This window comes from Pseudomonas cichorii (genome assembly GCF_019719005.1).
In the GTDB taxonomy this organism is placed as follows: Bacteria; Pseudomonadota; Gammaproteobacteria; order Pseudomonadales; family Pseudomonadaceae; genus Aquipseudomonas; species Aquipseudomonas cichorii_E.
Map to the genome: position 1 here is coordinate 44078 of NZ_JAIGPJ010000030.1, position 15694 is coordinate 59771.

Here is a 15694-nt window from a genome sequence, read left to right on the forward strand (position 1 = left end):
AACGCGGGCGGGAATTTAGCGCGGTACACTTTAGAGAGTTGCTTTGGTGGCTGGAGCTCTCTGCCGTCCTTGATGACTGATATCTTTGCGATGCAGGACAGCCTGTGTTGCTGAGCATAGAGTGATCATCAAGGGCAAGCAGTGGAGTCTATAAACGCCTGCCTCCCTAAAGGAATGAGCTGTTTACCGCACCTTGTATTGCTACAAAAGTTACAGCAAAAAATGCGATATACGTAATAATTAATACGAGGACCACTTCCAGGAAGCCGAGTTTGTTGTGCTTCCATGCGGCAGCGGTTAGCTTCCAGATTCGCGGCCAGAACTTGATTTCTTGAAGCGTTATTTCATCGGTGATGGGTTTGAGTTCATCGGGGGTTGTCAGGGCTGCTTCGATGAACTGGGTCATATTTGCTAGAAAAGCCCCAGCAAATACAAGGGCGCAGGACAAGAACGGCATCGTCCTTTTAAAACCTTCAAAGCTGAGATCAAATTTGCTCAGGTCCAGCTTTGAGGAAAATATGAATGCCAATGTCAGGAACAAAACCTGAGGTGTCAGGTTTCTCAAAAATTCAAGAAGTGCTTTTCTGTTTTTTCCAAAAAACATCATTACTCCAAATCAAAGTGTTTGTGCGGGCTGTGTAGACTCCTGCTTAACGGAGTCGGTGGTGCATGGCAGGAAATAACATCATGAAAAAGGGAAGCCAGACTTGCGTCTGCTTCCCCTTGTTGTGCTTATCGACGTGGGCCGATACTTACTGCGACATCATGAAATGGATTTTGTAGTTGTAAGGTGCCGACCATTTCTTGGAAACGTATTCATAGCAGGCACCATCCGAGAGTTGTCCATAACCCTTGGCGCTGCTGGTGTATTGCGGGCCGGTGGAATATTCCTTGTGGCCTGCCTGGAATCGGCATCCGCCGGTGGACTGGCCGCTGGCATAATCAGCCTGTACATCGCTGCTGCTGAAGCCTGATGGCGCGATGAAGGTGACGGTTTGAAAAGGTGCCAGCCGGGAAGGAAAGCCGCTGGTCGAAGAAACAAGCGTCAAGGTCTTTGGCGTGTTGTTCTGCATGGTGACTTCAATGACGGCGGCCATCGATGCCAGAGGGCTCAGTGAAAGTGCCAGAGCTGCGGCGGTGAAGGGGAGTTTGAAAGATTTGAACTTCATGTAATCTCCGTGTTGTCCTGAATACATCCTGATGCAGGCGATACCGTCTGCATGTCCATGTGGGTTTTCATCCGGAAAACCACGGACAGCTTAGCGGCACTCCCTTGAATAACTTGAGGTGTTTTTGCAGGCACAAAAAAGGGAAGCCGGACTTTCGCCCGGCTTCCCTTCAGGTTGCAGCGAAGATTTACAGCACTTGTTTGATCGCGTCACAGACCGCGTCGATGTTCTTCTGGTTCAGTGCCGCCACGCAGATACGGCCGGTATCCAGCGCGTAGATACCGAACTCGCTGCGCAGGCGCTGGGCCTGTTCGGCGGTCAGGCCCGAGTAGGAGAACATGCCGCACTGACGGCCGACAAAGCTGAAGTCCTGACCGGCCGGGTTAGTGGCCAGACGTTCTACCATGGCTTTGCGCATGCCGTGGATGCGAACGCGCATTTCGCCCAGTTCTTCTTCCCACATGGCGCGCAGTGCCGGGTCGTTGAGGACCGCGGCAGAGATGATTGCACCGTGGGTAGGGGGGTTGGAGTAGTTGGTGCGGATCACGCGCTTGACCTGGGACAGGACGCGGGCGGTTTCTTCTCTGGACTCGGTGATGATCGACAGTGCGCCGACACGCTCGCCATACAGAGACAGGGACTTGGAGAACGAGCTGGAAGCAAAGAAGGTCAGGCCCGAGTCTGCGAACAGGCGTACTGCCAGTGCGTCTTCGTCGATGCCTTGACCGAAGCCCTGGTAAGCCATGTCCAGGAACGGCACGTGCCCCTTGGTCTTGACGACTTCCAGAACCTTTTTCCAGTCTTCCAGCGTCAGGTCGACGCCGGTCGGGTTGTGGCAGCAGGCGTGCAGAACAACGATGGAGCCGTTCGGCAGGTTCTGCAGGTCTTCCAGCATGCCAGCACGGTTCACGTCGTGGGTCGGGGCATCGTAGTAGCGATAGTCCTGAACCGGGAAACCCGCCGCTTCAAACAGGGCACGGTGGTTTTCCCAGCTTGGGTCGCTGATGGCGACCACGGCATCTGGCAGCAGGCGCTTGAGGAAGTCTGCGCCGATTTTCAGAGCGCCAGTACCACCGACGGACTGGGTGGTCAGCACGCGGCCCGAGGCGATCAGCGGCGAGTCGGCACCCAGCAGCAGTTTCTGCACGGCCAGGTCGTAGGCCGAGATGCCATCGATTGGCAGGTAGCCACGAGGTGCGTGTTGCGCCACACGAATCTTCTCGGCTTCGGCCACTGCGCGCAGCAATGGAATGCGCCCGTCTTCGTCACAGTAGACGCCCACCCCAAGGTTGACCTTGTTGGTGCGGGTGTCGGCGTTGAATGCTTCGTTGATACCCAGGATCGGATCGCGGGGCGCCATTTCGACAGCGGAGAACAGGCTCATTGTTTGCGGCAGCTCTGAATGAAGAGTGAAGGGGAGTGCAGTGCATGCTCCAACACAATGCGCCAGAGCGGTGCACAAACGGGGAGTCAGTATAAAGAGCATCAAGCCGGGGAGCGACAGGGTGTGACAGGTTTTTTCAAGGTTTTTCCGGCTCCGGGGACAACGTTCGTCTGGCCGACCGGCAATCGGTGATGCAATCCATGACTTGAAAGACGAGTATATGGCTCCATCTACAGTGCATCACTTCAAACACTGCACGTCTTTCCCGGCGGGATCGGGCGTTGGCGGTGATTTCGTTTTTGCGGGTATGGCCTGCGCAGACGAACCCTTGGCGTAAACGAATCAAGAGGTAGGTCATGTCCGAGTTTCAGCTCGTCACCCGTTTTGAGCCAGCTGGCGATCAGCCCGAGGCCATCCGCCTGATGGTGGAGGGGATCGAGGCAGGTCTGGCGCACCAGACTCTGCTGGGTGTGACCGGTTCGGGCAAGACCTTCAGCATCGCCAACGTCATTGCCCAGGTACAGCGCCCGACGCTGGTGCTGGCACCGAACAAGACGCTGGCGGCCCAGTTGTATGGCGAGTTCAAGACGTTTTTCCCCAACAACGCGGTGGAATATTTCGTCTCTTATTACGACTACTACCAGCCCGAAGCCTATGTGCCGTCATCGGACACCTTCATCGAGAAGGATGCTTCCATCAACGACCATATCGAGCAGATGCGCCTGTCCGCGACCAAGGCCCTGCTGGAGCGCAAGGACGCCATTATCGTTACCACGGTGTCCTGCATCTATGGTCTGGGCAGTCCGGAAACCTACCTGCGGATGGTCCTGCACATCGACCGTGGCGACAAACTCGATCAGCGGGCCTTGCTGCGCCGTCTGGCGGACCTGCAGTACACCCGCAACGACATGGATTTTGCTCGTGCGACCTTCCGGGTGCGAGGCGATGTCATTGATATCTACCCGGCCGAGTCCGATCTGGAAGCGATCCGCGTCGAACTGTTCGATGACGAAGTGGAGAGCCTGTCGGCGTTCGACCCGCTGACCGGCGAGGTGATTCGCAAACTGCCGCGGTTTACCTTCTACCCCAAAAGCCACTATGTGACGCCCCGCGAGACGCTGCTCGAAGCGATGGAAGGCATCAAGATCGAGCTTCAGGAGCGCCTGGAATACCTGCGCAACAACAATAAGCTGGTGGAAGCCCAGCGTCTGGAGCAGCGCACCCGTTTCGATCTGGAAATGATTCTGGAACTGGGTTACTGCAACGGTATCGAAAACTACTCGCGCTACCTATCGGGTCGCCCGTCGGGAGCGCCGCCGCCGACGCTTTACGACTATCTGCCGCCTGACGCCTTGCTGGTGATCGACGAGTCTCACGTCAGCGTGCCGCAGGTCGGCGCGATGTACAAAGGCGACCGCTCGCGCAAGGAAACCCTTGTGGAATATGGCTTCCGGCTGCCCTCGGCGCTGGATAACCGGCCCATGCGTTTCGACGAGTGGGAAGCGGTCAGCCCGCAGACCATTTTCGTTTCGGCCACACCTGGAAATTACGAGGCCGAACATGCCGGGCGAGTCATTGAGCAGGTGGTGCGCCCGACAGGGCTGGTGGACCCGCAGGTGGAGATTCGTCCTGCGCTGACTCAGGTCGATGATCTGCTTTCGGAAATCAACAAGCGTGTGGCGCTGGAAGAGCGGGTGCTGGTCACGACCCTGACCAAGCGCATGGCCGAGGACTTGACGGACTACCTGGGCGACCATGGGGTGCGGGTCCGTTATCTGCACTCGGACATCGATACCGTGGAGCGGGTCGAGATTATCCGCGATCTGCGTCTCGGGGCTTTCGATGTGCTGGTGGGGATCAACCTGCTGCGCGAAGGCCTGGACATGCCGGAAGTGTCGCTGGTGGCGATTCTCGATGCCGACAAGGAAGGTTTCCTGCGCTCCGAGCGCTCGCTGATCCAGACCATTGGTCGGGCAGCGCGTAACCTTAATGGCCGGGCGATTCTGTATGCCGATCGCATCACTGGGTCCATGGAACGGGCCATCGGCGAGACTGAGCGGCGTCGTGAGAAACAGATCGCCCATAACCTGGCCAATGGCATCACGCCAAAGGGCGTCATCAAGGACGTGGCGGACATCATGGAAGGCGCGACAGTGCCGGGCTCTCGGAGCAAGAAGCGCAAAGGCATGGCCAAGGCTGCCGAGGAAAACGCCCGCTACGAGAACGAACTGCGCTCACCCAGCGAAATCACCAAGCGCATTCGGCAACTGGAAGAGAAAATGTACCAGTTGGCCCGCGACCTGGAGTTCGAGGCCGCGGCGCAGATGCGCGACGAAATCGCCAAATTGCGTGAGCGGTTGCTGGCGGTTTGATTCAGTGAGTTTTTCGCGACTGAAGTCTCTCCCACAGAATGAACACAAATCCTGTGGGAGCGACTTCAGTCGCGAAGAGGTCGCTCGGAATTCATTCGCGAAGTGGAGCCAGAAGGGTTCGGCCTGTTAAGATTCCGCGCTTGATCGATCTATTTCGGAATTTTTCATGACCACCGTTCGCACTCGCATTGCGCCATCACCCACTGGCGATCCCCACGTTGGCACCGCCTACATCGCGCTTTTCAACTACTGCTTTGCCAAGCAGCACGGTGGTGAGTTCATCCTGCGTATCGAAGATACCGATCAGTTGCGTTCGACCCGTGAGTCCGAGCAGCAGATTTTCGATGCATTGCGCTGGCTGGGTATTGAGTGGAGCGAAGGTCCGGATGTGGGCGGCCCACATGGCCCGTATCGTCAGAGCGAGCGGGGCGACATCTATCGCAAGTACGCTCAGCAACTGGTGGATCTCGGCCACGCCTTCCCGTGCTTCTGCACTGCCGAAGAGCTGGACGAGATGCGCGCCGAGCAGATGGCCAAGGGCGAGACGCCGCGCTATGACGGTCGCGCCTTGCTGCTTTCCAAGGAAGAAGTGCAGCGTCGCCTGGACGCCGGCGAGCCGCACGTCATCCGCATGAAAGTGCCGACCGAGGGCGTTTGTGTGGTGCCGGACATCCTGCGTGGCGAAGTGGAGATCCCGTGGGATCGCATGGACATGCAGGTTTTGATGAAGACCGACGGTCTGCCGACCTACTTCCTGGCCAACGTGGTCGATGACCATCTGATGGGCATCACCCACGTGCTGCGTGGCGAAGAATGGCTGCCGTCTGCGCCTAAACTGATCCTGCTCTACGAGTATTTCGGCTGGGACAAGCCACAGCTGTGCTACATGCCGCTGCTGCGTAACCCCGACAAGAGCAAGCTGTCCAAGCGCAAGAACCCGACTTCCGTGACTTTCTACGAGCGCATGGGCTTCATGCCCGAGGCGATGCTCAACTACCTGGGCCGCATGGGCTGGTCGATGCCGGACGAGCGCGAGAAGTTCTCGCTGCAGGAAATGGTCGATAACTTCGACCTGTCCCGCGTCTCCCTGGGCGGTCCGATCTTCGATATCGAGAAACTGTCCTGGCTCAATGGCCAGTGGCTGCGCGAGTTACCGGTCGAAGAGTTCGCTTCCCGCGTGCAGAACTGGGCGCTGAACCCCGAATACCTGATGAAGATCGCGCCTCATGTTCAGGGTCGCGTCGAAACCTTCAGCCAGATCGCACCATTGGCCAGTTTCTTCTTTGCGGGCGGCGTGACGCCGGATGCGAAGCTGTTCGAGCACAAGAAGCTGTCGGGCGATCAGGTCCGCCAGTTGATGCAGTTGATCCTGTGGAAGCTCGAATCCCTGCGTCAGTGGGAGAAAGACCCGATTACGGCCTGTATCCAGGCGGTGGTCGAGCATCTGGAGCTGAAGCTGCGTGATGCCATGCCGTTGATGTTTGCGGCGATCACAGGGCAGGCCAGTTCGGTTTCGGTGCTCGATGCAATGGAAATCCTCGGGCCGGACCTCACCCGTTTCCGCCTGCGTCAGGCTATCGATCTGCTCGGTGGCGTTTCCAAGAAAGAAAACAAAGAGTGGGAAAAGCTGCTGGGCGCCATAGCCTGATGCAGTGAAGGATCACTGTGTGCTCGCAGGGCAGGGGCGCACAGTGGTCGATTCGACCTCGGCTTTACGGGGGCGAAGCGTTAAGTGTTTGTTATGTCGACGAAAAATTTTCAAAAATGTTGAAAATAAATTTGACAGGTCAGCGACTCGCGCTTAACATGCGCCCCGTCCACTGATGTGGGGCTATAGCTCAGCTGGGAGAGCGCTTGCATGGCATGCAAGAGGTCAGCGGTTCGATCCCGCTTAGCTCCACCAAACAAAGAGTTTCAAGGTCGGCTACATTGCCTTGAAGCAGTACGATGACAGGAACCAGCGCCTGTCATGTACGCAAGAAGGTTTTGTCCCCTTCGTCTAGTGGCCTAGGACACCGCCCTTTCACGGCGGTAACAGGGGTTCGAGTCCCCTAGGGGACGCCATTTTCAAAGAGTGATGCCGCAAGGTTGATCTCCGCCGCGAGGCGATAAATCCGGGGCTATAGCTCAGCTGGGAGAGCGCCTGCATGGCATGCAGGAGGTCAGCGGTTCGATCCCGCTTAGCTCCACCAATTTTGCCAGGATTCGCTTTTAGCGAATTTGCTCGAAGGTTTTGCGTCCCCTTCGTCTAGTGGCCTAGGACACCGCCCTTTCACGGCGGTAACAGGGGTTCGAGTCCCCTAGGGGACGCCACGATTTCTCGCTCTGCGAGACCAAGGGTCATTCGATTATTGAATGGCCCTTTTGTTTTTTGGGCCTTTTTTAATTTTGCCCGTTCCGTTGTAACTCCTTCCTTCTCGCGCAATTGCTCTGCCTTTGGCAGATCAGCCGCGTTGCGCTTGTCATTCAGGATTATGCGAATAATATTATCTGCGTAATTTCTGGAGAGCGGCATGACTGATAAAAAAGCGCAAACTCGTGAACGGATTCTTGACGCTGCCAGTGCGGCTCTTATCAGCCGTGGTCCGGAACAACCGAGCGTCAGTGAAATCATGAGCGCTGCGGGGCTTACGGTAGGCGGCTTCTACGCTCACTTCGACAGCAAAGAGTCGCTGATGCTTGAGGCCTTTGACCGATTGCTGAAGCAGCGAAGGTCTGCCATTGCGCAAGTCGACGAGCAGCTTCCCTGCCATGAGCGGCGTGCCTTGCTGGCGGCGTTCTATCTGTCACGCAAACATCGCGATGCCACCGATGAGGCTTGTCCGCTGCCTTCCACGGCCGGGGACATGCCGCGCTTGCCGGAGGGCTTTCAGGCTTCATTGGCCGAGCATGTGGAGTTGATGATGGCGCAACTGTCATCGAGCCCTGAAGAGGCGGACAAGGTGCTGGCTGATCTGGCGCTTATGGTAGGCGGCCTGGTGCTGGCTCGTGCGCTGGGCACCGGCGAGTTGTCGGATCGTGTGTTGCGGGCGGCCAAGTCGGCGGTGGTTTAGACTGAGCTCCTTGTGGACATGAGTCCTTCTCACGACAACAGGAGCAATTATGGTCTGGGATCGGGCAACGCCTTTTGTGATCGACCTCAATGTGGCAGCCGATGATATCGATGGCCTGGGACACGCCAATAACGCGGTGTATGTTTCCTGGCTGGAGCGCTGCGCCTGGCGGCATTCCCAGCATCTCGGGCTGGACCTGAGCGAGTATCGGCGCCTGGATCGAGCCATGGCCGTGGTGCGGCATGAAATCGATTACCTGGCCAGCGCCTACGAAGATGACGAGCTGCAACTGGCCACCTGGATTGTCGACTGGGACAAGCGCCTGAAGATGACCCGCTGCTTTCAGCTCAAGCGTCCGGTGGATGGCGTGACCCTGCTGCGTGCCCGGACCACTTTTGTCTGTATCGAGTTGTCCAGCGGCAAACCCAAGCGCATGCCGGGTGAATTCATCGAGGGTTATGGGGCTGCTGTGTTAGTCGATCTGTAGTTCTCAATTTAACCCGAAATCCAAAACTTGCCATTTCAATGAGTTAGTAACCCTAATCTCAAAAAACCGAAAAATTCGCAAATTTTTCTTACTTTGATGAGAGGTCTTACGGCAACTTGATAGGCTTGCTGTCGCCAAGGCCGAAGAAATGGCGAGGTTATGGCTGCGTGAACTGTCTCAAAAACGGCGCAATACTATGATCTGGATTGTGATTTCAATTCTGAGCATCATACCCTTGAGGGGGGCGACCAACGGCACTAAATATTTCGGAACCAATGTGGATAAAGTGATAAAAGGATGCTTTCCTTGTCTGAAGTCAAAATGATACTGATTTTATCTTTGGATTCGTCGGGCATGATTGCCGCAAGGATGTGGAATGAACGACCAGAATTCGGCTTTATCCCAGTCTGGCGTTTTCAACTTAACGTGCTTGGTTATGTTTGCGTATCGCCACAGTATTGCAGGCTTTACTGAACAGCACTTTCATGAGTTTTGCGCTCTGTGCTATCCACATGATCAGCCTCAGATGCAGTTGTTTAGGCTTAAGGTTAAGCCCGTCAAAACGAGTAGTGACCGGTTCGAGTGCATCACTTTGCTGGGCATCGCCGATGATCTTGCAGACGGCTATTTCATCATCGTTCGTCTGAAGTGGTATAAGGCTCTGATCCACGATCCTCGCTCGCAGCGACCTGAGACTTTCTCGAATAAGCTAGAAGCATGCGGGCTGGGAGCATTGGTCCTGATGCGCTCTGAGGCTGGGAGTTTCGGAGAGTTATCTTGTTTTGAATTAATCTGGTTTCTCTCGACCCTTGTTGAATGCTGTGAGCTCTTAATGCTGAAGATATCGTTGATTACACCACTATTTATACGGGTAGATGGGCGGAGTGCTGATGTATTCGGTATAACCACGTTTCGTATTAAGAGAGAAGTGGTTGGTGGTTAAGCTATTTTTACTGTTCGAGGTTGGTGTGCAGTGCATTAGCTTTGGATCAACTGTGATGAATTTGGTGATTTCAGATAGAGGTTAGCAGTGTTGAGCTCGAATGTTGCAGTGAGTTTTTGTTGTGGATTCTGCTGCAATGATTTGGAGGGTGTCTTTTTGGAAAGAGTTTTGTGGTTGGGGAAGTGTTTTATTTGATAGGGTTGAGTTTGAGTTGTTGTTTTAAAATTCTAATCGTCGGGTGAGCTGGCAATAAGAAAATGGTGAGGGGTCAGAGATGTGGTTAGAGGCTATTTTAATATTAATACCAATGCTGTCCTTTGGGGCGCAGAATTATAAAATTTATCAGCGTTATCGTAAGGGGGAAGTTAGTCGTTGGTTGAAGTATGTCTCTGGTTCTCTTTATGTTTTAATGTTTTTGGAAGTTGTATTTATTGTATGGGTTGTTGTTAAGTTAGCCTGAGGTGAAATGGCCATGTCTGCAATTTAAAATACTGCTAGTGATGGTGTGGTTGACAAGGATCTAACTGTCAGTGGCTCAGATTTTGCGGCAGGGTTCGCTGAGGCTGAAGCGTTGTTTCTGCAGCTATCATCAAAGGGAGGGGTTTCCGCAGACAAAGCGTTAACTGTTATGCGTGATATGTGGGAAAATTCATCGGATATGGAAAAGGCCGGGAAGGTGCTCGGAGCTGCAAAATTTATCGTGGGTCAGCTACCTTTAAAGTTCCTTACTCTACCGCCCTTCGCCATTAGTTCATTGGCCGCTAATATTGGCGTGCTGAGTGAAGGCGTTTCAAAGGGTAATGTGAAAGCCAGTGATGTCACTGGTGTTGCGAGCGGAATAGTATCTTTAATTGGATCGTTTGCAGCGCTTGCAGCTATAGGAATTGCAGGGACAGCCGTAGGTGCAACGGCTGCACTTACAGCGGCATGGGCTGCGGGTATAGGCGCTTTGCTGTTTGTGGGCGGGGTAATGCTGGATGTTTGGGGTGATGATATTGCGGAGTATCTTGGTGATAAATTTGACTCCTTGCAAAGAGAGTTTTCAGAGCTTTCCAGCTATTTTTCATCACTGAATGATTTCTCCAGTTTGTCTGTTGGAAAACTTATTAGTAGCCTGTCCGAAAAATTTTCCTTGGCTGTACTGACTGCTTCGCCGTTAATTTTGGATCTGGATGGTGATGGGGTTGAAACTCTAGGAGTAGAACAGGGTGTGCATTTTGATCATGATGGGAATGGTTTTGCAGAGTTAACCGGCTGGGTAGGCAAGGATGATGGTCTACTGGTTTTGGATCGAAATGGTGATGGTGTTATAGACCGTGGTGCAGAATTATTTGGTAATTATACAGCAGGATCGGGGGTGGAGTCGCCTAACGGTTTCAATGCTCTTGCTGTGATGGATGAGAACCATGATGGAGTGGTCAATAGTCTAGATTCTTTGTTCGGTGAGCTTCAGGTGTGGAGGGATAGTAATAGTGACGGAGTTGTAGATCTGGGTGAGTTATTAACAATGGAACAGGCTGGGGTACTTTCACTTGGAACGGGCTACGCTTGGTGGCGTGACGGACTCGTTTGGGAATATTACAGCGCAGATGGGTTTCTACATAAATATAATAGGCGAAACGCATGAGTTGAATGATGTTTGGTTTAAAGTGGACTTTGCGCGTACCATAGATCTAAATGAGGTGATTTTTCTGGAGGGGATGGAGAACTATCCAGAAATTTCAGGCTTCGGCAATGTGACGAACTTTAGTCAGGCTTTGGCGAATGATGCATCTGGTAAGTTGCACGATTTGGTGTTGAGGTTTTCAAGTGCGGATGATTACTCTCAGCGGAAATTAATTTTGAATGATATTATATTTTTTTGGTCGGGAGTTTCCGGTTTTTCGACGGGTAGTCGCGGATATTACATTGATGATGCTCGTAAAGTTTATGCGCTGGAAGCATTTTTAGGTCAGCAACTTAGGCAGTCTACGGGTATTAATTCTGGAACTTCAGATCCAGGGCCTAATGCGGCCGCTGTTTTAATGAAGGCGTACGATCAATTGGCCATATATGTCGATGCTATGTTGATGTTGCAAACACGTTTCAGCTCTTATGTTGGTAAGGTTGATTTTTACTTTAAAGGTGAGGAAGGGTTTGCTGTCGACGTGGTAGCTTTGGTTTTAGAGCTTTACGAAAGTTATCAAGTTGATCCGGTGGGAGTGACAGAGTCTATTCGTTCTTTTTCATCGTCATTACTGGCTGTCGGCGGAGACTTGGGTGCGCAAGTCGTTGCTGAACTTCGTAGTGCTGGAGGCGAAGAAAGTATAGGTTTTTACTTTGTCTTGTCCTCCTTGGGGCCGTTTCTCGGCGAGGGAGGCGATGATGAGTTGTACGGCGATACTGGCGACGATACTCTACTCGGACTTGGTGGTGACGATATTATATATGGTGGCTCGGGTAATGATTTGATTGATGGTGGGGCAGGCGATGATTATTTAAGTGGAGATGCTGGGGCTGATATTTACAGCTTTAGTGTCAGTTGGGGGCAAGATGTCATAAATAATGCTGATGCTGTTTTAGGTCGGCCTGATAAAATAGTTTTTGATGGTACTGTGTCTTCTGAAAATATTATTTTACGTAGGTCTGCGGATAATCTGATTATTCGCTCCGCTATTAGTGATGATATGATTACGGTCGTTAACTATTTTGCATCTGAAGGTTTTGGAGTTTATTCGCTTTCTGAAATTCGGTTTGCCGACGGTTTGGTGTGGCAATGGGCTGAAGTAAAAGCTATTACCAGTGCTAGTACTGAGGGCGATGATGAGCTCCATGGGTTTGATGCAGTAGATATTATAAAGGCCGGTGCGGGGAACGATTTGTTATATGGTAATGGGGGTGATGATCTTCTGTTTGGTGGTCGCGGTAATGATGAAATTTATGGAGGTGAAGGCTCGGATGTATATTCCTTTGAGCTTGGAGACGGATTCGATAGTGTAGTTGAAGAAGGACGAAGCATTTTTGATGTGGATGTGTTGGTTTTTGGTTCTGGAGTATACGCCTCAGATATTAAGTTTTCTTTGTCAGGAGTGAGTTTAGTGCTTGCTCATGATAACGGTTTCGACAAAGTTACAATAAAAAACTGGTTTCAGTCCAGCAGCGGCCAGTATCAAATAGAGCGTGTAGAGTTCGCTGATGGCACATTCTGGTCCAGTACGTCACTGTCTGCCCAACTGAAGGAGTTCTCTGGGACTGCGGGCGACGATACCTATGATGGTGGCTCATTCCCATTAGATCTATTGGTATCGGGCGACGCGGGCAACGATACCTTGAGCACCGGTAAAGGCAGCGACCAGTTGCGTGGCGGTCAGGGCAGCGACACCCTGACTGGCGGTGCTGGTTCGGACACCTACCTGTTTGAACTGAGGGATGGCCAGGACGTCATCCACGATGATGCTTTCGGTACGTCGGGGAGTATTGATGTACTGAGATTTGGAGAGGGTATTTCAAGTGGTGACTTTGCAGCTGTATTCAATGGCAATGACCTAGTCTTGAGTCATGCCAATGGTGTCGATAAGGTCACTGTGAAGAATTGGCTGGCAGCCACGACTGATAGATATAAAGTGGAGCGCATAGAGTTTGCCAATGGAGTCTTGTGGACCGATGCTCAGGTTCAAAGACGAGCGGGTACTGCGGACGCCGATGTGATTGTTGGGTTGGCTGGCGACGATAGGCTACATGGTGGTAAAGGCAACGATCAGGTGTCTGGTGGTGATGGAAACGATACCTACGTGTTCGCTACCGGTGATGGTGTTGATTACATAAACAACAGTTCAGCCGCACCAAGTGATATCGACGTTTTAGAGTTTCAGTCTATTGATCCAAGTAAGCTGTGGTTCTCGCGGAGCGGCAATGATTTGCTGATTGACGTAGTTGGTAGCTCTGATCAAGTCAATGTGTCGGGGTGGTACTCAAGCGATTCCCATCAACTTGATATTATCAAGTCTGGGGAGGCGGCGTTGTACGCGAATGCAGTGGATAGTTTAGTCAGCGCTATGGCTGGATTTGGGCCTGCAAGTGGAGGCGAGTTGACTCTGACTCAACAGCAGCGAGATCAGGTGGATGTCTTGATTGCCGCTAACTGGAAGTGATCTCGTACTTGTATGTTCGGATATTTTTTACCTCAGCTAATGTTTGGAAAGAATAATTTTGTTAAAGCATGCGACGTTCGCCGAACAGATATTGCATGGTTAAACAGGTACCCACCTGTGCGGCAGCAGCTCAGAAATTCTACTCGCCCATTGAGTCGGCAGGCGAGTTATCAAGTCCTTCAGATAAGCGTACGGATCATGCTTATACTGGACTAAGCTTATCGCCGTCGCCTGTTTTTCGCTGCATAGCGATCCGGCAAACAACGATCTAGTGTGCCCAAGAACCAACTGCCTATCTAGTTCTTGACGTGATTGGATGGACAGTTTTGGACGATTAAAGGGCGTTCGACCCTGGATTAAACCCCAATCTGGATTGCGTCACTAGCACTCCTTGTTTCAAGTCATCATGACAGAGTTTGAGACTAATTTCGGGGCTCGAAAGTGTGCGTCATATGGCTTAGGGTCTATCTCGTGGCCTTGACGCGCCACTCAGGTACGAAAGTTTCTCTTTTCTTGAGAAGATTTCGGAATAGATTGAAACCTGCTGTCGACATTCCAAATCCCGGCGCCGGGCAGTAAACTGCCGGACTTTTTTTAGAGTGTGACCCATGCAAATTGCTCTGGCGCCCATGGAGGGGTTGGTCGACGACATCCTGCGTAATGTGCTGACCCGCGTCGGCGGCGTTGACTGGTGCGTGACCGAGTTCATCCGGGTGACCGAGCGGGTCATGCCTGCTGCCTATTTCTACAAGCTGGCTTCCGAGCTGCACACTGATGCGAAAACAGCCGCAGGCGTGCCATTGCATCTGCAATTGCTGGGTTCGGACCCGGTGTGTCTGGCAGAAAATGCCGCGTTTGCCTGTGAGTTGGGCGCGCCGGTGCTGGATCTGAACTTCGGCTGTCCGGCCAAGACCGTCAACCGATCCCGTGGTGGTGCGATTCTGCTCAAGGAGCCTGAGCTGCTGCATTCCATCGTCAGTCATGTGCGACGTGCCGTGCCCAAGGGCATTCCGGTCACCGCCAAGATGCGTCTTGGGTACGAGAATACCGACGGCGCCCTGGATTGCGCCCGTGCGCTGGTGGATGGCGGTGCCGAGCGGATCGTGGTGCATGCCCGGACCAAGGTCGATGGCTACAAGCCGCCTGCGCATTGGGAGTGGATTGCCAGGATTCAGGAAGTGGTCAAGGTTCCGGTGGTTGCCAATGGCGAGATCTGGACGGTGGACGACTGGCGGCGCTGCAAGGAGATCTGCGGTGCGCGGGACATCATGATCGGTCGCGGGCTGGTGGCACGTCCGGATCTGGCCCGGCAGATCGCTGCGGCGAATGCGGGCGAAGAGGTTGTCGAGATGACCTGGGCCGAGTTGCAGCCCATGCTGCGTACGTTCTGGAAGGATTGCCTGGCCAAGATGACCCTGATCCAGGCGCCGGGACGCCTCAAGCAATGGCTGGTGCTCCTGACCAAAAGCTACCCGGAGGCAGTGGTCATGTTCGATACCTTGCGCCGTGAAACGGACTGCGACCGCATCAGTGCCTTGATCGGGTTTTCTCCCGACGAGCGGTCGTAAATGGCCTGAAAAACGGCTCTTGAAATCTGCAAGTCAGACCTTAATTTGGTGGTTAAGCGATACCGGATACGGATCGCATGACTACCGTCTCACTGATTAAGGAGAACCATTATGGCAACTGCATTCTCTTTGGCCCCACTCTTTCGCCATTCAGTGGGCTTCGACCGCTTCAATGACTTGTTCGAGTCGGTGGCCCGAAATGATTCAACCAGCAGCTATCCACCCTACAACGTGGAAAAGCACTCCGATGATCACTATCGCATCGTGATTGCGGCTGCCGGCATGCAGGAAGAAGATTTTGAACTGCAGATCGAAAATGGCGTGCTGACCGTCAGTGCCGGCAAGCGGGGTGATGAAGTCGAAGGCATCACCTATCTGCATCAGGGTATTACCCGTCGCGAGTTCAAGTTGTCCTTCCGTCTTGCGGACCATATCGAAGTCAAGAATGCCAGCCTGTCCCACGGCCTGCTGAATATCGATCTGATTCGTCTGGTGCCGGAAGAGGCCAAGCCAAAGCGTATCCCGATCAATCAGCAGAAAGTGCTGCAGCATTAATAACGTTCAGGAAGGCATCCACGGATGCCTTCC

General features: G+C 53.2%; 12 protein-coding genes, 4 tRNA genes and 1 pseudogene. 13 read left to right on the forward strand and 4 right to left on the reverse strand.

What is annotated here, in order from left to right:
* Nucleotides 1-166: 166 nt before the first annotated feature.
* The 3 genes from K5D32_RS19495 to K5D32_RS19505 all read right to left on the reverse strand — a co-directional run bounded on the left by K5D32_RS19495 (nucleotide 167) and on the right by K5D32_RS19505 (nucleotide 2553).
* Nucleotides 167-604: a hypothetical protein gene (locus K5D32_RS19495; protein ID WP_221594851.1), complete on the reverse strand. Its 438-nt coding sequence runs from the start codon at nucleotides 602-604 to the stop codon at nucleotides 167-169.
* 148 nt (nucleotides 605-752) lie between these two features.
* Entirely contained in the window at nucleotides 753-1169 is a 417-nt protein-coding gene (locus tag K5D32_RS19500; protein WP_221601498.1) for a hypothetical protein, read from the reverse strand.
* 187 nt (nucleotides 1170-1356) lie between these two features.
* Nucleotides 1357-2553, reverse strand: a complete 1197-nt coding sequence (locus K5D32_RS19505; protein WP_221594853.1) for an amino acid aminotransferase — start codon at nucleotides 2551-2553, stop codon at nucleotides 1357-1359.
* A gap of 356 nt (nucleotides 2554-2909) precedes the next feature.
* Between K5D32_RS19505 and uvrB the strand changes: the two genes are divergently transcribed.
* The 11 genes from uvrB (at nucleotide 2910) to K5D32_RS19560 (ending at nucleotide 13538) form a co-directional block, all read left to right on the forward strand.
* Entirely contained in the window at nucleotides 2910-4925 is a 2016-nt protein-coding gene (gene uvrB, locus K5D32_RS19510; protein WP_221528475.1) for an excinuclease ABC subunit UvrB, read from the forward strand.
* Between the two features lie 166 nt (nucleotides 4926-5091).
* Nucleotides 5092-6573 carry a glutamate--tRNA ligase gene (gene gltX / locus K5D32_RS19515; protein WP_221578775.1) on the forward strand — a complete coding sequence of 494 codons (1482 nt, stop codon included), beginning with the start codon at nucleotides 5092-5094 and terminating at the stop codon, nucleotides 6571-6573.
* Nucleotides 6574-6752: 179 nt separating this feature from the next.
* Nucleotides 6753-6828, forward strand: a tRNA-Ala gene (locus K5D32_RS19520).
* A gap of 85 nt (nucleotides 6829-6913) precedes the next feature.
* Nucleotides 6914-6989 (forward strand) — tRNA-Glu (locus K5D32_RS19525).
* Nucleotides 6990-7041: 52 nt separating this feature from the next.
* A tRNA-Ala gene (locus K5D32_RS19530) sits at nucleotides 7042-7117 on the forward strand.
* Between the two features lie 45 nt (nucleotides 7118-7162).
* Nucleotides 7163-7238 (forward strand) — tRNA-Glu (locus K5D32_RS19535).
* A 200-nt stretch (nucleotides 7239-7438) separates the two neighbouring features.
* Nucleotides 7439-7978 (forward strand): TetR/AcrR family transcriptional regulator, encoded by a 540-nt coding sequence (locus K5D32_RS19540; RefSeq protein WP_221540968.1) that lies wholly within the window; start codon nucleotides 7439-7441, stop codon nucleotides 7976-7978.
* Between the two features lie 49 nt (nucleotides 7979-8027).
* Nucleotides 8028-8465 (forward strand): thioesterase family protein, encoded by a 438-nt coding sequence (locus K5D32_RS19545; protein ID WP_221601500.1) that lies wholly within the window; start codon nucleotides 8028-8030, stop codon nucleotides 8463-8465.
* Nucleotides 8466-8841: 376 nt separating this feature from the next.
* Nucleotides 8842-9408, forward strand: a complete 567-nt coding sequence (locus tag K5D32_RS19550; protein ID WP_221601502.1) for a hypothetical protein — start codon at nucleotides 8842-8844, stop codon at nucleotides 9406-9408.
* A gap of 505 nt (nucleotides 9409-9913) precedes the next feature.
* Nucleotides 9914-11035: a hypothetical protein gene (locus tag K5D32_RS19555; protein ID WP_221601504.1), complete on the forward strand. Its 1122-nt coding sequence runs from the start codon at nucleotides 9914-9916 to the stop codon at nucleotides 11033-11035.
* A complete protein-coding gene (locus K5D32_RS19560; RefSeq protein ID WP_221601506.1) occupies nucleotides 10941-13538 on the forward strand; it encodes a calcium-binding protein in 2598 nt (865 codons plus the stop codon). The genes K5D32_RS19555 and K5D32_RS19560 overlap by 95 nt, the downstream gene beginning before the upstream one ends.
* Nucleotides 13539-13637: 99 nt before the next feature.
* Here the strand turns inward: K5D32_RS19560 and K5D32_RS19565 are convergent.
* Nucleotides 13638-13832 (reverse strand): annotated as a pseudogene (locus tag K5D32_RS19565) (transposase domain-containing protein); the annotation flags it as partial.
* 314 nt (nucleotides 13833-14146) lie between these two features.
* Between K5D32_RS19565 and K5D32_RS19570 the strand changes: the two are divergent.
* Both K5D32_RS19570 and K5D32_RS19575 read left to right on the forward strand, forming a co-directional pair.
* A complete protein-coding gene (locus K5D32_RS19570; RefSeq protein ID WP_221601508.1) occupies nucleotides 14147-15106 on the forward strand; it encodes a tRNA-dihydrouridine synthase in 960 nt (319 codons plus the stop codon).
* A gap of 111 nt (nucleotides 15107-15217) precedes the next feature.
* Nucleotides 15218-15661: an Hsp20 family protein gene (locus K5D32_RS19575; RefSeq protein WP_025260662.1), complete on the forward strand. Its 444-nt coding sequence runs from the start codon at nucleotides 15218-15220 to the stop codon at nucleotides 15659-15661.
* The last annotated feature ends 33 nt before the right edge of the window (nucleotides 15662-15694 follow it).